This is a genomic window from Paraglaciecola sp. MB-3u-78 (assembly GCF_002835935.1).
GTDB lineage: Bacteria > Pseudomonadota > Gammaproteobacteria > Enterobacterales > Alteromonadaceae > Paraglaciecola.
The window spans coordinates 235,824-256,789 of the sequence record NZ_PJCF01000013.1 but is presented as its reverse complement, the minus strand read 5'-3'; the positions used below and the strand labels follow the sequence as shown (position 1 = coordinate 256,789).

The window sequence follows — 20,966 nt, the reverse complement described above, 5'->3', positions numbered from 1 at the left end:
TATTTTCCTCTTAGCAAAGCGTTATAAATTTATTTAGCCCATCACTTACCTTTGTACTAAGATGTAGTACAAGTAGCTACAATTGGATAAGAATATGAGTATTACAAGTGTTCGGCTTAATGACGATGTAGATAAGCCTCTAGATTTTCTCGCGAAAAAGCTCGATAGGAGCAAAAATTACCTTATAAATCAGGCGGTCAAGGAGTTTTTGGTAAAACAATCACTTGAAGATACTAGATGGCAAGATACGCTTGAGGCTCTAGAATCTATAAAATCAGGTCAGTCTATAGACGAAGCAGACGTTAACGCTTGGCTTAATAGCTGGGGTACTGGCGCGAGAACCTCTTCTCCTAAACCATGAAGGTCAAATACTCACCAGAATCGATTGAAGACCTTCAGCGGGTTGTTGAATTCATAGAAAATAAGAATCCATTTGCTGCTCGTAGAGTTGCCATAGACCTTCAAGAGGGCGTTCATAAACTTAAACAATTCTCTCAAATTGGCTTACCCGTTTTAAAAGCTTCTGACCCAGAGAGAATTCGTGATCTCTATTTAGGTCAATATACGGTTCGCTATTTAATTACCGATGAGGTCATTTATATTTTAAGAATTTGGCACGGAAAAGAGAATGATAAAAATTTATAACAAACCGCTCAAATTGACGCCAAAAAGGCAGCGCAATTTAGCGGGGCGTTAGAGCTAGGGAAGGTTTGGTGTATGCGTAAACTGTTAATATTGATTTTAGTAGGCTTCACTTTTTTACAGTGGTCAAATTTTGCAAATGCTACATCTCTTAATGAAACTTATAAAAATCATAAAAGTAATGTTCAAGTTAAAGGCTCTGGCAAAGTTATTCGTATATTAAGCGATGATAATCAAGGTTCACGTCATCAAAAATTCATCCTTAAGTTAAGCTCTGGTAACACTATCTTAATCGCACATAATATTGATCTTGCCCCAAGAGTTAACTCGATTTCAAAAGGTGATACAGTTCAATTTTATGGTGAATATGAATGGAATAAAAAAGGTGGCGTAGTTCATTGGACTCATATAGACCCAAATGGTCACCATATTAGCGGTTGGTTAAAGCATAAAGGTAGTATTTACCAATAGCTTTATAAACAAGCCATTAAAGCAGGACTTTTAACATTTGGTTAGGTTCCGCTTCGCTTCACATTTTAACCTGCAAAATAAAGAAGACACCCATTTTCAAAAAGTAGCAAAACAGCCGTTATGCACTGGCAGGTTTTATTCGCTGCCATCCCTGGCGCTCACCCTACGGGCCAGCTAAAGCTGTTCTAATTTATTCCCGATAAATTAGTGGGAAGGCCGATTCAAATCTCAAGCCTGCTTTTACGGCAAGGAGGGATGAAAGTGCGGTATTAGCCTGTATGGCCTATGTGGACTTAAATCCTATTCGCGCCAAAATGGAGGTCACACCTGAAACGTCAAAACACACCAGTATTCAAAACCGTATTCAGGCCCTCATCAAAGGCGAACAACCTAAAAACTTGATGCGTTTTGTAGGCAATCACAGACAAGACATGCCTAAAGGCATTGCTTACAGCTTGATTGACTATTGTGAATTAGTGGATTGCACAGGGCGCTGTATTCGAGAGGATAAAGCGGGTTACATAGAGCATCACCACAGCCCTATACTAGATCGCCTTGGCCTAGGATACTGAGCAATGGTTAACCTTGACCACAGAATTTGAACAACACTTCAGCACTGCCGTTGGCAGTGAGCACATGCTACAACAATTCAAACAGCACACAAACCATCAACGTATACGAGGGATGGCAAAGGCCAGAAACTTACTTCAACACGCCTGAACAATTCAGCCTTACACACATTCAAAGCTACCTTCACAATTTGTACTCAATGGCGTTGCCCATACATTATCAAACACTACATTGCTTGATCCACCACAGCTCAACAACAAAAAGGAAAATATAATAATAGCAAACTTAAAACACCCCAAAATACGCATATCAACATCCTATAATAACAATGATTGGCAACTAGGCTTCACTATAAAGCTGAAACATATACAGTATTCTGGATTTACAAAAACTTTACCTAATACCAAAAAATAACGCAACAATGGAAAAGTAATCATCTTAAAAGATCCATATTCTGCTTGCCCCTTTAACAGAGAGCAACATGAGCTCAGAAAAAACGGAATATAAAAACAACAATCTAGATAAAATTGGGTGATAAAGAGGAAGGTACATATTATTTAGGACGGCTGTCCTTATATTCTTCGTGCTCCCGACTCAGATTGTTTGGTAAATCTAATTCAGGCAATAACCGAAAATCACCATCATCCTTAAGCTTGCGCGTTCGCCATTTTTAATTACGTTGACACCTATAGCTAAGGAATACTCCCATCCCAGCTTCAAGGTAGAAGTGCACCACCTTGAAGCTGGGATGGGGTTGCGTACTTTATTACTCTGGGTGTCTAAGTTATGTGAGCAAAATGCATAGGCTTGTTAAATTTTTTAATCTTGATATAAGCCTTCTTTCAGAATAGGGCGCTTTTGCATACTTATTTTTGATACTTTACATTGCAATCTTGCAATGTCCTGACCACATATCATGATATTGCTGTTGTGATTTATGAAGACGAGTGTTTTGATTATTTTTCCAATCATTGGCATTTGTAAACTGACCTTTTCGGCAAAGTGGGCAGCATTTATCTCCGGAACAATAAAGTAGACAGTCATTCTTAAATACAACAAAAACAACACCCAGCTTTAAGGTAGAAGTACACCACCTTTGCTAACACTTTAGATAGGCCTGTATTATTCCCGAACTAAAGGAGGCATTTCCCAACTGCCATTCAGAATACGCTTTTTGGGCAGGTATAACCGCATAATAAGGGTAAATGTCCCTTTCGGGGTTGGTAGCCAGTTTTCAGTATCCTTTTCTGGCGGTGCATATTGAATAACGATATCCAATGATCCATCATCATTAAAGTTTAGCGAGTCCCGGTTACCAATGAGGTAACGATTGATAGCACTTTCCACTACAAAGCCATCTTCATCATACATTGTGATTGACCAAAAAGCCTTAACAGGCGGCATTTGTCCGACCGGGAAATGAATTATATACTGATGCGCTCCTGACAGTCTTTGTCCTTTATAGTCCACCGATGCACTTGCGTAAATGGCCTCATCTGGTGGCAATGCGCCAAGTCCAACTTTAGTCACGGCCGCCCGAAATTTATAGTTTGTTCCATAATTGCCGATTAAATCCCGTGTAATATTCCAACCATTTTCTTTTGAACGGCCGTTTTCTAACTTTTCAATGAGTTTTTTCTTCGTTACCTTGAAAATAAAATTGTATAGTTTTGTTTTTAGCCAGCCATGATTTTCTTTGTTAAAATCCTGACCTGGAACCACCCCCACATGGGCTAATGTTTCCAAAATCAATTCATCGCCCCTTAAGGTGGCTTGGGTTTTAAGCAGCCTGGACAATTCCGTGAAAAATTCTGTGCTGGTCATTGCTTCAACCTGCTTATTAGGGGAGATACTTTGATCGAGCTTATGCGTATCTGATGTATAGAATGGTTGTATTTCACCCGCTAACCACTGAGTTTGGCTGGCTAATTTGAAGCTCTTTTGAATGGCACTGACCTCTGCTATATCAAGGTCACCATTAATCTGAATACGACCAATTAGCCACACCATATTGGTAGGTGCTTTAATTTGGGGTAACCCATCAGGCACATCGCCTTGCCAGTTGGGGCCTGTAATCAAATAATCGCCTTTTTTTATGCCTGTTTCACGGGTACCTACACTTGCAAAAACATTTGTCCATGCATCCATAAAAGGCATGACGTAATATCGTTCCCCCATATCTGGCACGGATAAGACTTGTCCTTCATTGGCTAGATCCAGCCATGCGATACTATACAAAGTATCATTATTTGGACGCACAACGGTTCTAAAAGAATGATCAGGCAAATTGTGTTTATGGTGAAATTTATTTCTAAAACCATCAACTCCTTGCATCGCGAGTCTGCTTTTTTCCATAACAAGCAGGGGGTACCCATAAAGATAGGTTTGGGACCCTACTTTAATCTCTTTTAAAATAATTAAACCTGCTGCTAAAATCGCAACAACTATAACAAGGCCCAAAACTAACTTCTTCATGAAATCCTCCGTGTTATTGTTTCAATACTTGAAAGCAATGTATTGCCGAGTTAGAGCCACGAAAGAGTCGTGTTGCTCGATTTTTCAGTACTTTATCAGACACATTAGCCATGAACTTTATATTATACGGATTGGTATTACATGGCTAATGTGTGTCGATTTATCGTCCTATGATGTAAGAATTATTCATCCCTTTGCAATTAATAAAAGTGAGTTTACAGAAAGTTAAAATGCTCGTTGTCCATTTGCATCAATGATTTTGTCGAAGACACCGCAGATTGTTTATGGGCAGATGCTCTTGGCAGTAAACGATCAAAGTAAAATTCTGCCGTTTGAATTTTTGATGTGTAGAAATCATTCGATTCTTCGCCTTTGCCACTTTTAATTAATGCCGCTGATTTTTCAGCTTGTAAAGCCCAAAAATAACCCATCATCACATAACCAGAGTACATGAGATAATCAACTGAGGCCGACCCGACCAACTCACGGTCTTTCGCCGCGCCTAACATAATACGCAGGGTCATGATGTTCCACTCAACTGCACGCTTACATAAAGTGCGAGCCATACTACCAACTGGGCCCCGTGATAATAAATGGGGTTTAGCGAATGAAAATATCACTTTGCTAAAGTCACGAATGGATTGTCCTTTGTTTGACATCAACACTTTACGCCCTAATAAATCTAAGCTTTGTATACCCGTTGTGCCCTCGTAGAGCGTGGCTATTCTAGCGTCACGAGCGATTTGTTCCATTCCATGCTCATGAATATAACCATGTCCACCCAACACTTGCATGCCTAAGTTTGCAGACTCTAATCCTAATTCAGTGATAAAACCTTTCAGGATTGGTGTATAAAATCCCAACTCATCATCATAGGCTTTCTGCTTTTTAGTATCACCAGCAACAGTCGCATTAAACATTTTATCAGCAATTTTTGCAGCATGAAAAATCATCGCTCTACCACCTTCAGCAATGGCACGTTGAGTTAATAACATCTTACGAACGTCTGGGTGCCAGATAATCGCATCGGCAACGGCGTCTGGTTGTTTTTTGCCCGATAACGCACGCATAGATTGGCGTTCTTTGGCATAAGCGAGTGAACCTTGAAATGATGCTTCAGCATGACAAATCCCCTGAAGTGCTGTGCCGATCCTAGCAGTGTTCATAAAAGTGAACATCGCTTCTAAGCCTTCATTCTCTTTACCGATTAAGTATCCAGTAGCGCTATCAAAATTTAACACCGCTGTTGATGAAGCTCGAATTCCCATCTTGTGTTCTATTGAACCGCAATATACAGAATTCCTATCGGTTAACTGACCATCATTGTCAATATTCACCTTTGGAACGATGAATAATGAAATACCTCTGGTTCCTTTCGGTGCATCAGGAATGCGAGCTAAAACAATATGGATAATATTTTCCGTTAAATCATGTTCACCAGCCGAAATAAATATTTTGGTACCCGTTAATCGGTAACTTCCATCTTCTTGATTGAGTTCGGCTTTTGTTTTCACTTGCGCGAGATCTGTTCCACATTGTGGTTCAGTCAGACACATGGTGCCACTCCACTGACCACTGACCAACGGTATCATAAATTGTTTTTTCTGTAGGTCAGAGCCGTATTCTAATACAGTATTGATGCAACCCATGCTCAGCCCTGGGTACATCGAAAAAGACCAGTTTGCACTGCCAGTGATCTCTGCTTTGATTAGGTTTATCGACGTGGGTAGATTTTGACCACCATACTCTTCAGGGAAAGATAAACCTTGCCAACCACCAGCAATATATTCTTTATAGGCTTTTTTAAAACCTTTGGGTGTAGTCACCGCACCATCATTAAAATAACAGCCTTCTTTGTCACCAGATAAATTTAGTGGTGCCAAGACTTCTTCACTTAGGGTGGCGATACCCTCTAAAATAGCGTTAACCATGTCTGGGGTAGCATCTGACCCATTTTCTAACGATTCATAATGAGGAAAATAATCTAATACATCTCTCATTAAAAATTTAATATCTCTTAAAGGTGCTTTATACATTGGCATACTGTTTACCCTACTGTGTTCGTTAGCTTACAAAATAAATCGAGAACGATTATAGTTGACCAATGTTTAAATGTAGGGTTAAATACCTTCAATCAGAGTGTCAAATACCATCAACCTACTACTATTGTTGTCTAATCAAAGAAATGCATTCATTTTATCTAAAAACATTAATTAAAGTGTTAAAAGCACGACGACTAGATGTAAATCGCCTCCTCAATCATTCAGGCATTAAGGAAGCGGATCTAGAAAAAGAGTTAAATTTGACTGCTCAACAACTCGATACGATCTCAACAAATGGGATTGAAATGAGCCAAGATCTTCAACTTGGTTTATTGGTTGGTTCGAGTATGGATATTCCATCTCAAGGCATTTTTGGATATGCAATCATCACCAGCACCACTATCGGTGATGCACTTAAGTTGATGGTGCGATATAACAGAGCGTTATTACCCAGCTTAGACGTGAAAGTATTGTCACGGGAAAGTCGTGTTGAAGTACTAATTAAAGCACCTCATTTACCTGATAATTTGAGACGGTTCTACATAGAGCTTCTTTATGCTGCCATCATGCGAAGCGGAGATACTCTGATCCCAAAAGGCAGAACATCAATACATGTAGAATTTGATTATGATGCACCATACGACAAAGTTCCTTATCAACAATTATTTGGTTCAAAGGTAAAATTTAGCAGCAATAGAAGTGTGTTGAGTTTTGATGAAGCAGGTTTAGATTTGGGTATTGCAACCGCGAACCCAGTTGCGAGAGACATTTTTCGACGGCAGTGCGATAGATTATTATCCAAAGATACTCACAGAGGCATGGTAAGTGAGCGAGTTCAAGAAGTGCTCTTATTGTCAGGGACAGAATTTCCAACGAGTATGCGTGTTGCAAATCAATTACACATGAGCGAAAGCACTCTTCAGCGCCGCTTAGCTAAAGAAGGTTATAAGTTCCAACAATTACTCGATCAAGTTAGGAATAAACTTGCTCACGAATATTTAACGGGTACACAACTAACCATTAATGAAATATCGGCACTATTGGGCTTCAGTGATGCAGCAAACTTCCGGAGATCTTTTAAACGTTGGTCTAAGAAAATCCCAACAGAAGTGCGTAATGAAGCTTTATATCGACAATCTTAGATCTTCTTAACTTCAATCATAGGTTTAAATATAAATAGTGGTTCTAACATACATAGGTCTCGGCCTTTGTACGAGGACTCAGCGCTTGTGAACTGTTGCTCGAGCTATCAGCTTCTATTGTCTAGCTCTAAATCTCTTAGCTAAATAAACTTATCGGGGCTATCTGGAAAGCTTCTACCTCAATGGTATATAAATTATTAATTTTCACAGCTCATTTTCTCAATGAATGTTAATTACTTGTTAGTTTTGCAACTAATTATATTGGCATGGTGCATGTCATCTGACATAGTGTATGCCAATATAATTATAGCAATGAGGTCTGTAGATGAATAATTCCAACAGAGGATTGAAAAAGGGCTATATAGCAGCGTCAGTGTCCCTGATACTCAGTACTCATATAGTCGCTCAGGAACAAAATGACGGTGTAATAAAAAAAGAAGATACTGGCTTAGAGATAATCATGGTGACCGCGCAAAAGCGTAGCCAAAACCTGCAGAATGTTCCAATTGCCGTAACCGCCATATCGGGAAATGCTTTAGCAGAAGCAGCCATCAAAGATATGTTTGATTTACAAGCCTCGGTGCCTTCTCTGACAATTTCTCAATCACAAAGCTCAACCACCCCTCAGTTTTCTATTCGTGGTGTTGGCACCTCATCACAAAACTTTGGTTTAGAATCATCAGTTGGTATCTACGTTGATGGTGTTTATCGAGCCCGCCAAAGCTCAATGATCAACAATTTCGTTGATGTTGAAGTGGTTGAAGTATTGCGTGGCCCTCAAGGTACTTTGTTTGGAAAAAACACTCCGTCAGGTGCCATACACATCCGTAATGTTGCGCCTAGCCATGATGGCAATGATGGTTTTATTGAAGCTACTTTAGGTAATTATGGCTTAAAAAACGTTTCCTTTGCAAAGTCGTTTTCGGCAATTGAGGATGAGTTAGCATTTCGAGTCACCGCATTCTCTTCTGATCGAGATGGTTATATTAGGTCTTCAGCAAGCATTTAAGATAAGTGATGACGTTTATTCTTATGCCATGATCGAATATAATTATTTGGGCTCAATGTATACTGAAGCTGCAAACGACCCTATCTCAAAGGCTGACGGGTACGGTAAAATAAACGCTCGCATATACTTCAGCTTTGAAGAATATGATACTGATATCATCTTATGGGGACGTAATATCACTGACAAAGATAATCAGGGGCTAATATCTTATGCAGCCCCATTACAATCAGCGAAATTGCTTAGCTTTTATAGTGAACCTGCTACGTATGGCATTACCGTTAAAATCCGATTTTAACGACCAATAGATAATATTGCTAAGACGCTGCAAAATAGAAGAATAAGACAGGAGGATCCAGGTGTCACACTTCCTGTTTTATTCATTGGCTTCTCGGTCTCCTTAAATAAGCTTGGGAAACATTCATTTGTATGTTTTTTTGCAGCGCGATCCGCTTTGGCATTGCCTGCATAGGCACAGGAGGCAAATACATAAGTTGAGATGAGTATAGTTACAGCTATTTACAAGGCGAACTCCCAATTATTAAATGCTTATGCTATTCTGCGAAATCTTCTGAGTTACAACACTCGAATTGTAAAATATTTCATAACATATATCGGCATTAAATATGCCAATACATAATATAATACCATCAGTTTTGGACCTGCCCTTGGGCAACTGAGCGTGAGTTTAAATTGGTTATTTGGAGTTTGGTTTTATGAACGATACATCGCGCTTTAACTCTGACACTAAAAGCGATGGCCGACGTTTACGTAGTATTCGTAGTCGAGAAATGATTAAAGCAGCCATACATGACCTTATCTATTCGGGTAACTATTCCCCCCGAGCTACGGATATTGCAGAGAAAACCCAATTAAGTATACGCACTGTTTTTCGAAATATTGATGATATGGATAGCTTGAGTCGCGAAATCGCTTCAGATGTAGAGAATCAGGTCCTGCCTATATATCTAAAGCCATATAAAACAACAACCTGGCGAGAACAATTAAATGAACTTGTTCGAAACCGCTGCGAAATCTATGAAAAAATATTTCCTATGCGAGTCAGTCTGAGTCTGCGACGTTTTCGCTCTGAATATCTAAGAGCAACATATGAACGCATATTTGAGTTGGAAAGGGCGTCACTGCAAACAATCTTGCCGAATCCCATTCTCGAAGATGACATAACCTTTGCAGCATTAAACTCTTTAATCAGTACCATCACATGGATTAATCTCAGACTTAACTTGAATTATAACGCCCAAAAATCTCAGGATATTCTCCAATATCAGGTAAACTGTCTGGTCAAACAGTTCGAATAAATATGCTCCGCCCTGTATCAGTTTGTATGCAGGCGATTATAAAAAACGACTTTCTACTGCGCCCTTAATTCACATACGTGCTTTTATTTTTTTGTACGTTTCGTTTAAATTGTCATGCGGCATGCTAATGTATTTTTATAAACATCAAGGTAAAGCTAACCAACAGAGGAAACCTCCATCATGAAACTGGTTAAGTACGCAGTAGCACTCTTTTCTGCCAACATAATGAGCGGTTGCAGCCCTTCAGACATGGGATACAAAATCGCAGAAGTTGTAGTTGAGCAACGCTTAGGGGGGAACTCAGTTTCAGAACTTGAAGATGGTTTACACGTTGTTTTGTGCGGTGCTGGCAGTCCCTTGCCCGATCCTGTGCGCTCAGGCCCTTGTGTACTGATCATTGCGGGAGACACTTTGGTTACGGTAGATGCAGGGGCCGGCAGCACCACTAACCTACTAGAGATGCAAGTCCCTCTGGGGAATATCAGCGCCCAGTTATTAACTCACTTTCACTCAGACCATATTGATAGTTTAGGCAAGTTGGGAATGATGCGCTGGGTTAACGCCGCAAATACTTCGCCATTACCTGTCATTGGTCCAGCAGGCACCAAAAAGGTGGTTGAAGGATTTAATTTAGCCTACGCTGCAGATGCACAATATCGCCACGATCACCATTCAGACCTTGTAGCCCCAAAATCTGGAGCCGGCTTAATCGCGAAAGAATTCCCTTCACCCGAACCAGGCGTCATGGTGACAGTTTTTAATAAAAATGGATTAACCGTAAAAGCATTTTCAGTGGATCATAAACCCGTTTACCCTGCTGTTGGATATCACTTTGAATACAAGGGACGCACAGCGGTGATCAGTGGCGATACCACCAAGTCAAAAAATGTCGAAATGGCAGCTAAGAATGTTGACCTATTGGTACACGAAGCGTTATCGAACGTATTAATCAATTTGATCCAAGTTACCGCAAAAAGTAAACACATGCCCATCTTGGAAAAAGTGATGTTTGATATTCCGGACTATCACACCTCACCTGTTGAAGCGGCACAAGTCGCTGCAGCGGCTAACGCCCGACACTTAATGTATTACCACATTATTCCAGCTCTGCCTGCCCCCGGAATGGAGGCACTATTCCTAAAAGGGACGGATGATGCCTATCAAGGCCCCATTACATTAGGTGTAGATGGCAGCGTGATCACTTTACCTGCCAATAGCGATGAAATATTAGAAGATGACTGGCTATAAGATGTCTCAAGTTTGGTTTGCACTAATACATTACTGCAGTATTTAAGGATAGGGGATAGTCATTACTTTAAAAACTAAAGTGCTTATCTTAAAAATAAAAAGCCAGTTGATCTCTCAACTGGCTCATCATGAAACCGCTCTAAAAATCAAGACTTATGGTGATTGGTATTAGCTCAATAAACTTGTGCTGCCAGTGCATGCTCTCGGATAAATGTGAATATGTTTAGGAATTATTTGCTTAAAATTTCAAGAATGCGATGCACAGTTTCTGCACTGCTATTTTGGTTTTGACCTGTGACTAAATTATCGTCTACCACCACGTGTGTCGCAAAAATATCAAGGAACGCCGAATTAGCTTCATAATTTGCATTGGCTTTTCTTAGCTCAGTTTCTGGATGCAAAGGTGTCATTTCAATATCCAGCTGTTTTATCTGTAAATCGGTTACACCGGTTACATTACGCCCTGCAATCAAAGATGAACCGTCTTTTGCTTTGGCATTGATTAAACCTAATGCACCATGGCAGACGGAACCAATCACTGCATCTTTGGCATTGGCTTTCGTCACAACGTCCGCTAATTCAGCAGAACGCCCCAAATCATAGGCCGCCCCCCAGCCACCAGACATAAAAATAACATCATATTGAGAGGCATCAATTTGACTAATTGGGATAGAGTGGGCAATTTTGGCCAAGGCAACCGCGTCTTGTTTAAAACGCTTATCTTCAGCAGTCGCTAATGGCCAGTCCATAGAGTTAGGTTCAATAGGAATTTTACCCCCTTTAATTGATGCAATGTCTACCTCTACACCAGCATTCAACAAAGAATAGTATGGAATGCTTAACTCTGAACCAAACACCCCCGTTGCTTTGGCATCTTTGTCATCAACCTCTTCACTAAGTACACCATGACTAGTGGTTACAATCAGAGCACGCTTGCCGCTTAGGTCGTATGCTGGGATGTCATAATGAGGATGTAGTCCTATTAAATTCAGGGTTTTGGGTAGCCCCCAATAAACTATACTAATGGCTGCCAAAACAACTGTAATTATTAATCCTACTTTTTTTAGGGTCATCAAACTTTCCTCAAATTTACTAATATTGTGTTGCGGTTAGTTAACTTTTTTTTCGACGACGCAGGTAAACAAAGCCCACGATCAGAATCACTATGAAAATGAGGTATGGCCCTATGAGACCTGCTTGCTTGCGAATGATATTTTTGACCACTTGATCTCTATCATTAGAATCAAGATCTGGCTGAATGATCTCCATCTCAGTAGAATATGCTAAATATTCATTTAGTAGTTCTTGAAACAGTACCGGGTATTCATCCTCCAAAACGTTCGCTTCACCTGCGTCAACCGCCAAATTAAATAAGTGCCACTGGCCATCTCCAGAAGGAGGATTAACCCGTGAGATTTTCCAAGCACCTCGATACAAAGATGCATTTCCACCCACCTCAATAGCGTAAGACTCATCGGTTCCGTAAACTTCTTGTGACTGCTCGTTAATTAATGGCATCAAGCTTCGGCCGTATAATTCGTCTTGATCGAATGGAATATCAAGCACATCAAGAACAGTAGGCAAAATATCCACCATATGAGCTCGACCTTGAAGAAAATCAGTTTGATTAATAATTCCTGATCCCGAAATAATCAGAGGAACACGTTGTCCACCTTCTGAACTATTAAATTTAAACAGCCTAAACGGCCCTGATGACACAGATGCCCATTCGGGCCCAATGGTCGTTAGGCCATTTCTACCCCCCATATCCTCGTATTCGGTACTCCAGTCGTGCATGGACATCCACGCACTAAACGCAATTCCTTGTAAGCCCTTGTCAAAACCCACGGTACTGCCTTCAGGCCCATTGTCTGATGTCACTATCACAATGGTATTCTCTAATTTGCCCTTTGCTTCTAATTGACTTAGCAAACGACCTAAATGAAAGTCTGCCGCTTCTAACATACCCGCATTAACTTGCATGGCACGGGCCCAATAGACCTTTTCTGCTTCAGTTAATTGGTCCCATTTGCGGTTAGTCTTTAATGATTTTGCTAGTTTGGTGCCACCGGGTACAAGCTCTAATTCAATGGCTTTTTCCAAACGCTGTTTGGCCACGACATCCCAGCCTTGATCAAACACTCCGTTGTACTTATCAATGTATTCTTTAGGCACCTGCAACGGCATATGAATAGCCATAAACGGCAAGTACGCGAAGAATGGCTGTTCGCTTTCAGCATCATCAATATATCCAATCAGCTTATCGACTAAATTACGGGAGGAATAAAAATCATCAGGCAGCGTGGTAGGCTCACCGTCTTCAAACCACTTAGCGGTTGTACTAATTGGAATATATGGCCGGTGGTCATAGTTGCTAGCGCCAGTTGCATCTAAAACAAAAGAACGATCAAACCCAAATTTACTGGGTAAGTTAGCGCCAGACTCACCTATACCCCACTTACCACTAACAAAGGTTTGATAGCCTGACTCTTTTAATCGAGATGCCATAGTTTTGGTATCGTCTTCCCATATCATGCTATATGCAGGATATTGTCTTAGCTTTGGATCTAAGGATTCAATGATAGAACCAATACCTACTTGATGGTTGTCTTTACCCGTCATCAACATGGCACGGCTTGGCGCGCATTGCGGTGACGTATAAAATCGAGAAAACTTGGCCCCTTGTTGCGCCAATTTATCAATGTTTGGTGTTGCTGTATCTCCACCATAACTGCCAAAATCCATGAAGCCCACATCATCTAACAGAACCACTAATACATTGGGTTTTTGCTGAGCAGCCATTGTGTAGGTACTACTGAGAAAAATCATTATCAATACGGACTTAAATACAGAATGTTTCAAACTATTGTCTCCATGAATTTATGTTTAACAAGCCACAGCGATTTGCCGCCGATACTTAGCACCTAAAATCATTAATAATTGAAGTTTACTCGCAACAATATCTAGGATCAACTTATTTGGTCATACTGTATGCCATTACTATGCACGCAACTTTATATATCGAGTTATTATTTTTTGAACTTCGTCTGTCTTTTTAGGACGTAATTTTCCATGATGCCAAATCTATCCTGCCCCCAGAAGTGAGAGTCGCCATAACATATAGTTGGCACTCCCCAACATCCAACCGCATACATTTCATCTAGATTTTTATCAGCCCATACACGCCAACTTTGATCTTTCAGCTTAAGTTTCGCTGTGTTCCAATCCAGCCCACAGCGTGTGACGATAGTTTTCATTCCTCGATCCGTTTCAGCCCTGATGCCTTGTGAATTCACTCCTCTGGCAAAGCTCAATAGAAAGTCATGGTACTTACCTTCGGATTTTGCATACTGGATCAGTGAGTAACAACGCTCCACTGCAGCACCTAATGGGTCGGCCACACAGCCATAAGGTAAACCTAGTTTCGAAGCTTCTCGTTTGGTATCTAAAAAGATATAGATTTTTTTTGTATCAGGAACATTCATACCCCGCATCATCATCGGTAATACAGGTTTGATCAGTAAGGGTATTTTGTAGTGTGCACAGAGCATAATTGCACGCTCTAAAGCAATGTATGAATAAGGACTTCGAGCAGACCAATAAAGAATCAAAGGCATTTGATTATCGCCAGCCATATCTGATGAAGATGCTTTGCAAAATCCTTCATAGGTGCGATCGAAGTGTATGCTTTCTTTTTTACCATGGGTCCTTGCAAGACCAATCAAGCGTTTTTCTAGATGATCCAGACGATCAAGACCCCAATACCACTCACCTTCAAAATTTATCATGGCACCTAGGTAATGACCACGCTTAGTGAGAAGGTCAAAATTTTCAGTCAATTTCAGTCGATTTTTTTTAACCAAAACATCTTCTATAGCTGGAGATATGCCTTGAAACCAATACTCCTCTAAGCACCGTATCGCTTTCGATATAAATGCTTCATCGGTTTCAATATTGACCAAATAAAGTGCTAGCTTATTTGTTATTTCTTTATCGATGGTGGGCAGCTCATCTTTACTCGGAAAAGAAAAATCATAAAGTTTAGCTAAGTGACAAGCGTCGTGTTTTGTATAGTCCAGCCACATATCAAGGCGTGGAAACATTTCGCTGTCTATTTTTTGAAACACATGAAATTTCAAAATCACCTTAAAACGCTTTTCAATAGAAGGTAAGGCTTGTAACAGTAAGTAGCTATATGGATCATCTGATTTTAGAAATATATGAAGGGTCGCTGGTTGCCCTTGTAATTTTCTCTTCGCTAAATACACCTGTCGTTTTATATCACGTATCGTGTCACTTGAAACCGCAGTTAAAACGTATGGCATCACAGCTTTTTTCATTTAGTTTGGCCAGATAACATCGGTATCACCCTCTTCCATTTAAGCATAAAGTAAATTCTTCGATTAGATCGCTTAATAATGAAACAATGCCACATATTGCCACGATACATGCCAATACTTAGCTTAAATAAAATATCATTTATCATCGGTATACAGCAACCCCAGATAATAAAGTAGATCCATTATAGAAAAAGCAATTAAAAACTATTTTTGAGCTGAAGCAATTGAGCGTCTGGATCATGTGTAACCATCCATTGCTCAAGTAAAGAATGAGCCTCTGAAATTTTACCCGTGGTCTTGAGTGTCAAAACATAGGCGTAAATATAAACAGGATTATTAGGTAACAGACGAGTACTTAACTGTAAATGAATAAGCGCATCATTAAAGGACTGAGTTCTAATGAAATAAAGGCCCATAGCATAGTGAGCAGATGCTGAATTTGGGTGGCTTTGAATGGCCATTTTAAGGAGAGACTCACTTTCACTGTCACGTCCTAATGCCCGATACAAGTCGGCCAAATTGAGTAACCCATGTTCATTATGTGGCTCTAATTTCAATGCATGTCGATAAGCTTTTAATGATGCCTGGTGTTGTCCTTGCGCAAAATAAAAATCCCCTAAAACCAACTGATTTTCAGGGGTATCTGCGTTATAGCTAATAGCCGTAATAAAAAATTCAAATAAAACATGAATTTTATTGGCTAGTTGTGTGGGTAATTGTTGAAGATTAAGGGGCGATAATACTCGGGCCATTTCAAGTTTTACAGCATTAGAGGCCTCATCCAAATGAGGCTCTAGTAATTTTAATCTTAACTGAGGTGGCAAAGTGTCTAAACGGCGAATGGCACCAAGTCGAATTAATTCTGACTCTTCTTTTAATGCATTCGCGATGGCCTTTAAACTTTCTTGAGAATGCTGATCAATTCTTATCAACGCAGAGCCCCGAACGATGGGGGCATGACTTAGGTCACTTGCAATCTCGATTAACGTGTTGGTATTTTTATCTTCCATGACTTGCGAAAACCGCGGTAGAAGTGATTTTGAATGCTTACCAAACCAATTGAGTAGGTGTGTATCGGCCCAATCGACTGTTTCTTTTTGATGGCAATTATTACAGGCATTGGGTGCATCAACCTGCGCACTGAGACCCGGCGTAGGGATCTTGAAACTATGATCACGGCGAGGATCAATACTCATATACATGTTCGCAGGCATATGACAATTGACACACTGGGCACCCTCTGATTTTACAGGATGGTGATGATGTTTGGGTAAGTCATATTCAGAAGATTCATGGCATTGTGTGCATAAGCCGTTGCCTTGCACTTTTAATTTTAAACTATGACTGTCATGACAATTGCTGCAGGTGACCCCAGCCATAGCCATCTTGCTTTGTTTAAAGGATCCCCAAACAAAAACCTCATCTTTAATTTGGCCATCACTGTGATAAAGAGCCGGTTCAATCAACATAGGTAGGTATTTATCGGTAAATAATTCTGTTGAATAACTATCTGAAAATTGCATCCGACGCGAATGACATTTTGCACAAACATCGACCTGTTGATGGGCAAGTTTATTTTGACGTGTCTTAGTATTTGGCGCCATTTCAAAGTGCAAAGCTTGCCCTTTACCGCTTCTTTCTAAATTATCTTGGACATACTGCCAACGACCTGAATCCTTAATGATCTGATCAAATCCCTTGTTTACATCTGCGCCTAGTGGGGTTTTTCCTTCAGCCCAATTCACATGCTGCAAACCTTGCCCATGACAGGCCTCGCACGACACATTAATTTCAGAGAATTGGCTATTATAAGTATTACTTGAGACATCATATTGTTTTTTATAGCCCGTTGTATGACATGAAGCACAACGACTGTTCCAATTGTATGCACTGCTAGTCCAATGAAATTCAGACGTAATAGGCTCACCAGATGAGTCATGATTAATATTAGGGATCATCCAGCGCTGCCCACCTTCTGAAACTGGCCGCGTATCCCAAGAAAAATCAAGAACCTGCTTTCGACCATCATCAAAAGTAATCAAATATTGCTGAATAGGGTCGATACCAAATGTGTCAGATATAACAAAGGTTTCATTGTTTCCTTGCCCATTGTCTGTGGTGACATGAAATCGATTTTTTTGTTCAAAAAAACGAGCTGAACGATCGCCAATATTGACGGAAACATTATCAAAGTTTCCTAATACCGAATCGGTAGTGGCTTCCCCCATTGCCAATTGATGATGAGTGCCTTGCCAAGCATTGAATTCCATTTGATGACACTGGCCGCAAGTCTCACTGCCGACAAATTCATTGAGTTTTAAAGTTTGAGGCAGGGCCTCTAATGGTTTCTGCTCAGAACAGGCCGTCAGAAATATACAACTTAGTAGTAAAAAACCTAATCGCAACATCTCCTAGCCTACCTTGTTTGCAATAGAGTGAAGTAGATGGGTAACATTTGCTTGTAATATCATAATTGCTATTCGGCCTATTGCATTAGGTGTTCACATTTAAACCCTAAGATTCATGAATATAAAAAAAGCAATGTTAGCCCTCTTTTAGATTATTACTCTATCAGTTAATACCCTCCATATTCTTAAAGGTTTCACTGAGCTGGCGAGTTTTAAACTTGCCCTTGATACGTTGAATCAAGCAAATAACCTTTATTAGCGTTTTGGGAAGAAAAGTGGGATGTGTTTCAATTAACCTTGAGTCTAAAAGACCTGCGTCTCGGAGAAAACGAATGTCATTATAATCTTGAGTTTTTATCATATTAATAAATGCTTGGCGTGACGGATAATACACCAAAATTGCATCATCCCACTGTTCCTTAGAAGGGCCGATCACGGTTGTCTTGACGCGGCCTCTCCAAATTGGAGAGCCACCTACTTCAAAGATTAGTGGAGTGACTGCTTTGCTATAAGTCTCATAAGCTTTTGATTTTCTCTTTGCTGTCTTAGTATCTTCAACGTCACCTCACTAAACACAACATACCACTATTCTTATTTAGTCATAGTATATGCCATATTATTTAAATGTTAAATGCCTCCATTTTTTGAGTGAGAGAATGTGAATGATTTAGGAGATTTGGGGAACACTGCTCACCCGAAATAAATGGATGATACCAATATAAATCAAAGGGCATGTGAAAATTAGTATTGCTGAGTCATACCACTCTGTGAGCCACACATTGACAATGTATTATAGCTAATAATAAATCAAATTGACTTTATTGGCACGCTGAATGACAATGCATAATGCGAACATATAACGCGATCACATAATGCGAACACATAACTAATCTATCGACACGTCTCGAACTGCTCATCAGCATCTGCTTGGCTATATCAGACCATCGAAGTCGAAAGTGAAGTCAGTCTTGATGTCATTGCTGAGCATTGAGACCAATATAATTATCGCCAAGTACTCCAATCACTCATCTAGATGAAGTGCCATAATTTACAATATAAGGAGAGTTCGATATGAAATTTTTAAAATGGACAGGTATTACCTTAGTACTCATTGTCGGTATCGGCGCTATCATGCAAAAGCAAATTATTTTACATGCCCCGGGCATTATAAATAAACTGAAACATCCCGTAGCGGAACATAGAGAGATCCTGTGGACACCTCAACCAGCTGATTTAGCCGTGACTCCTGCCATACAACGTAAACCTAACATTATTCTTATCATAGCCGACGACTTAGGTTGGAACGACATCAGCCTCAATGGCGGTGGTGTCGCTAATGGCGCACTGCAAACCCCAAACATTAATGAACTTGCTCAAAACGGTGTTAACTTTACCCAGGGCTATACCGCAGATGGTACCTGTGCCCCGTCTCGAGCTGCCATTATGACGGGGCGTTATGGCTCACGTTTTGGTTTTGAATCAACCCCCGTACCAGATGGCATGTCGACTGTCATGAATGCATTAACCGAGCAGACAGAGTTTGCCCCACCGATGATTTTTAGAGGCGAAGATGACCGTCTACCGTTTGAAGAGTTGGGTATGCCCAATAGCGAAATTACCATCGCCGAGATGTTAAAGGATGCAGGGTATCAAACTGGCCACATAGGCAAATGGCATCTTGGCCGTGGCGAAGGCATGTTGCCACACCAGCAAGGATTTGATGATGCATTACTCATGGCAAGTGGTTTGTATTTACCAGCGGACGATCCTAATTCAGTCGCTGCCGAACAAAACTCAAACGCTTACAACAAATTTCTCTGGTCGATGATGTCATATGCCACCAGCTTTAATGGCTTAGATTATTTCAAACCTGATGGCTATATAACCGACTACTACACAGACGAAGCGGTTAAGTTTATTGAAACGAATAAAGATCGACCGTTCTACTTAAATCTGGCTCACTGGGCGCCCCATAATCCTTTGCAAGCATTGAAATCCGATTATGATTCACTATCGCAAATCAAAGATCATACACAACGTGTTTATGCAGCCATGATTAAATCGTTAGACCGTAGTGTAGGCCGTGTAACTCAAGCACTCAAAGATAATGGCTTGGAAGACAATACCATGATCATTTTTGTATCCGATAACGGCGGCACTAACATGATTAATGTGGCAGATATTAATAAGCCTTATCGCGGTTGGAAAATCACCTTTTTTGAAGGCGGTATCCGTACTCCGTTTTTTGTTAAATGGCCTGCTCAATTTGCCAAAGGAGAACAAGTAGACGACGTGGTTCACCACACAGATATTTTCCCTACTATTGCGGCTGCAGCTGGAGTTTCGGTTCCTAGTGACCGGACCATTGATGGTAAAAACTTAATACCTCATGGCAAAGGAGTATCCAGCGGAAAATTACATAATGCATTGTTTTGGAAACACGATCATTATCAAGCTGTATTGTCGGATGGCTGGAAACTTCAAGTAAGCAAACGTCCAGGTAAAACGTGGTTAATTAATTTAACTGAAGATCCAGGCGAACAAAACAACCTTGCAGAATCCAATCCAGAAAAAGTTAAACAACTAACAACATTACTCATCGCCCATAACTCTGGACTTATGCAGCCACGTTGGACCTCAGTTTTAGAAGTGCCAATCAATATAGATAAAATGGATAAAGAAGGTTGGGCTGAAGGAGACGAGTACGTTTACTATCCAAACTAATTAGTTTATTAAGTATAAAAAGCCGGGTCCTATAAAAGAATTCGGCTTTTTAATGAAAATACCAAAATGTCGTTGGGTAAGATGAAAGCTAAGAATGTAACATTGAATATTTAGCTTTATTTGACACTGCCCCTTTTTGTTCTGTTCACTTTTCAATGTTGCAATGTCCTGACCACACATCACGATATCGGCAAAGTTCTGAGGCAGGCGGTTAATGCTTACTAAATCGTTTACATCGACACTATGCTCGACCATTACCCCCGCGTTTAATAAATTATCTAGTGCGTTTCGTGTGTATTTGTCCCTTAGTACATCCTCACTGTCATAAGTGGTTGCGATGAGATCCTCACGGGAAACATGGGTGAGTAGGGCACGGGAGAAACTTAAATCTCCATCGCCAATGGTAATAACGCGGCAGTTTTTGGGTAAGTACATGAAACACAAATGACGCTAATTTTGGCAAAGTATACCAAAACCACCGAATTCATTACACGCGAACAAGTACTCTTTATCATGGACATTTTAACAAGACCCCCCATCGCAATTTACTAGAAATTAGGATCTAAGCTGTCATTGACG

At 40.3% G+C, this 20,966-nt stretch carries 15 protein-coding genes and 2 pseudogenes; 9 read left to right on the top strand and 8 right to left on the bottom strand.

Annotated elements, in window-relative coordinates; all coding sequences use genetic code 11:
* The first annotated feature begins 94 nt into the window (after positions 1-94).
* The 4 genes and pseudogenes from CXF95_RS25025 to CXF95_RS25010 all read left to right on the top strand — a co-directional run.
* Positions 95-361, top strand: coding sequence for a ribbon-helix-helix protein, CopG family (locus CXF95_RS25025; protein WP_101201207.1), 267 nt, complete (start codon positions 95-97; stop codon positions 359-361).
* Positions 358-645: a type II toxin-antitoxin system RelE/ParE family toxin gene (locus tag CXF95_RS25020; RefSeq protein ID WP_101201206.1), complete on the top strand. Its 288-nt coding sequence runs from the start codon at positions 358-360 to the stop codon at positions 643-645. The genes CXF95_RS25025 and CXF95_RS25020 overlap by 4 nt, the downstream gene beginning before the upstream one ends.
* A gap of 72 nt (positions 646-717) precedes the next feature.
* Positions 718-1,113, top strand: coding sequence for a DUF3465 domain-containing protein (locus tag CXF95_RS25015; RefSeq protein ID WP_101201205.1), 396 nt, complete (start codon positions 718-720; stop codon positions 1,111-1,113).
* Between the two features lie 208 nt (positions 1,114-1,321).
* A pseudogene (locus CXF95_RS25010) lies at positions 1,322-1,833 on the top strand (transposase); the annotation flags it as partial.
* Positions 1,834-2,805: 972 nt separating this feature from the next.
* On the opposite strand, the gene CXF95_RS25000 reads toward CXF95_RS25010, so the two are convergent.
* Positions 2,806-4,158 (bottom strand): DUF1254 domain-containing protein, encoded by a 1,353-nt coding sequence (locus tag CXF95_RS25000; protein ID WP_101201204.1) that lies wholly within the window; start codon positions 4,156-4,158, stop codon positions 2,806-2,808.
* A 215-nt stretch (positions 4,159-4,373) separates the two neighbouring features.
* Positions 4,374-6,200, bottom strand: a complete 1,827-nt coding sequence (locus CXF95_RS24995; RefSeq protein WP_101201203.1) for an acyl-CoA dehydrogenase C-terminal domain-containing protein — start codon at positions 6,198-6,200, stop codon at positions 4,374-4,376.
* Between the two features lie 143 nt (positions 6,201-6,343).
* On the opposite strand from CXF95_RS24995, the gene CXF95_RS24990 reads away from it, so the two are divergent.
* The 4 genes from CXF95_RS24990 (at position 6,344) to CXF95_RS24970 (ending at position 10,915) form a co-directional block, all read left to right on the top strand.
* A complete protein-coding gene (locus CXF95_RS24990; RefSeq protein WP_232788030.1) occupies positions 6,344-7,342 on the top strand; it encodes an AraC family transcriptional regulator in 999 nt (332 codons plus the stop codon).
* A 325-nt stretch (positions 7,343-7,667) separates the two neighbouring features.
* Positions 7,668-8,351 carry a TonB-dependent receptor plug domain-containing protein gene (locus CXF95_RS24985; protein ID WP_101201202.1) on the top strand — a complete coding sequence of 228 codons (684 nt, stop codon included), beginning with the start codon at positions 7,668-7,670 and terminating at the stop codon, positions 8,349-8,351.
* 713 nt (positions 8,352-9,064) lie between these two features.
* Positions 9,065-9,667 (top strand): hypothetical protein, encoded by a 603-nt coding sequence (locus tag CXF95_RS24975; RefSeq protein WP_101201200.1) that lies wholly within the window; start codon positions 9,065-9,067, stop codon positions 9,665-9,667.
* A 180-nt stretch (positions 9,668-9,847) separates the two neighbouring features.
* On the top strand, positions 9,848-10,915 hold the full coding sequence (locus tag CXF95_RS24970) for an MBL fold metallo-hydrolase (RefSeq protein ID WP_101201199.1): 1,068 nt from the start codon (positions 9,848-9,850) through the stop codon (positions 10,913-10,915).
* A gap of 230 nt (positions 10,916-11,145) precedes the next feature.
* Here CXF95_RS24970 and CXF95_RS24965 read toward each other — a convergent pair whose 3' ends face one another.
* The 5 genes and pseudogenes from CXF95_RS24965 to CXF95_RS24945 form a co-directional block, all read right to left on the bottom strand.
* The gene (locus CXF95_RS24965) at positions 11,146-11,988 is read right to left on the bottom strand and encodes a type 1 glutamine amidotransferase domain-containing protein (RefSeq protein ID WP_101201198.1); all 843 of its coding nucleotides are present in this window, start codon (positions 11,986-11,988) and stop codon (positions 11,146-11,148) included.
* Positions 11,989-12,028: 40 nt separating this feature from the next.
* The gene (locus CXF95_RS24960; protein ID WP_101201197.1) at positions 12,029-13,777 is read right to left on the bottom strand and encodes an arylsulfatase; all 1,749 of its coding nucleotides are present in this window, start codon (positions 13,775-13,777) and stop codon (positions 12,029-12,031) included.
* A 167-nt stretch (positions 13,778-13,944) separates the two neighbouring features.
* Positions 13,945-15,255 (bottom strand): DsbA family protein, encoded by a 1,311-nt coding sequence (locus tag CXF95_RS24955; protein ID WP_101201196.1) that lies wholly within the window; start codon positions 15,253-15,255, stop codon positions 13,945-13,947.
* Between the two features lie 197 nt (positions 15,256-15,452).
* A complete protein-coding gene (locus CXF95_RS24950) occupies positions 15,453-17,663 on the bottom strand; it encodes a multiheme c-type cytochrome (RefSeq protein ID WP_101201195.1) in 2,211 nt (736 codons plus the stop codon).
* 163 nt (positions 17,664-17,826) lie between these two features.
* Positions 17,827-18,183, bottom strand: a pseudogene (locus CXF95_RS24945) (DUF1330 domain-containing protein); the annotation flags it as partial.
* A 551-nt stretch (positions 18,184-18,734) separates the two neighbouring features.
* Between CXF95_RS24945 and CXF95_RS24940 the strand changes: the two are divergent.
* The gene (locus CXF95_RS24940) at positions 18,735-20,387 is read left to right on the top strand and encodes a sulfatase-like hydrolase/transferase (RefSeq protein ID WP_198556696.1); all 1,653 of its coding nucleotides are present in this window, start codon (positions 18,735-18,737) and stop codon (positions 20,385-20,387) included.
* On the opposite strand, the gene CXF95_RS30925 is transcribed toward CXF95_RS24940, so the two are convergent.
* Positions 20,388-20,822, bottom strand: a complete 435-nt coding sequence (locus tag CXF95_RS30925) for a Rossmann-like fold-containing protein (RefSeq protein WP_232788029.1) — start codon at positions 20,820-20,822, stop codon at positions 20,388-20,390. It abuts the gene before it with no gap.
* Positions 20,823-20,966: the final 144 nt, after the last annotated feature.

Coding starts and splice junctions, on each gene's coding strand:
- CXF95_RS24975 (WP_101201200.1), top strand. CDS start 9,065: ATGAACGATACATCGCGCTTTAACTCTGACACTAAAAGCGATGGCCGA.
- CXF95_RS25000 (WP_101201204.1), bottom strand. CDS start 4,158: ATGAAGAAGTTAGTTTTGGGCCTTGTTATAGTTGTTGCGATTTTAGCA.
- CXF95_RS24995 (WP_101201203.1), bottom strand. CDS start 6,200: ATGCCAATGTATAAAGCACCTTTAAGAGATATTAAATTTTTAATGAGA.
- CXF95_RS25025 (WP_101201207.1), top strand. CDS start 95: ATGAGTATTACAAGTGTTCGGCTTAATGACGATGTAGATAAGCCTCTA.
- CXF95_RS24970 (WP_101201199.1), top strand. CDS start 9,848: ATGAAACTGGTTAAGTACGCAGTAGCACTCTTTTCTGCCAACATAATG.
- CXF95_RS25020 (WP_101201206.1), top strand. CDS start 358: ATGAAGGTCAAATACTCACCAGAATCGATTGAAGACCTTCAGCGGGTT.
- CXF95_RS24985 (WP_101201202.1), top strand. CDS start 7,668: ATGAATAATTCCAACAGAGGATTGAAAAAGGGCTATATAGCAGCGTCA.
- CXF95_RS24990 (WP_232788030.1), top strand. CDS start 6,344: ATGCATTCATTTTATCTAAAAACATTAATTAAAGTGTTAAAAGCACGA.
- CXF95_RS25015 (WP_101201205.1), top strand. CDS start 718: ATGCGTAAACTGTTAATATTGATTTTAGTAGGCTTCACTTTTTTACAG.
- CXF95_RS24950 (WP_101201195.1), bottom strand. CDS start 17,663: ATGTTGCGATTAGGTTTTTTACTACTAAGTTGTATATTTCTGACGGCC.
- CXF95_RS30925 (WP_232788029.1), bottom strand. CDS start 20,822: ATGTACTTACCCAAAAACTGCCGCGTTATTACCATTGGCGATGGAGAT.
- CXF95_RS24940 (WP_198556696.1), top strand. CDS start 18,735: ATGAAATTTTTAAAATGGACAGGTATTACCTTAGTACTCATTGTCGGT.
- CXF95_RS24965 (WP_101201198.1), bottom strand. CDS start 11,988: ATGACCCTAAAAAAAGTAGGATTAATAATTACAGTTGTTTTGGCAGCC.
- CXF95_RS24955 (WP_101201196.1), bottom strand. CDS start 15,255: ATGAAAAAAGCTGTGATGCCATACGTTTTAACTGCGGTTTCAAGTGAC.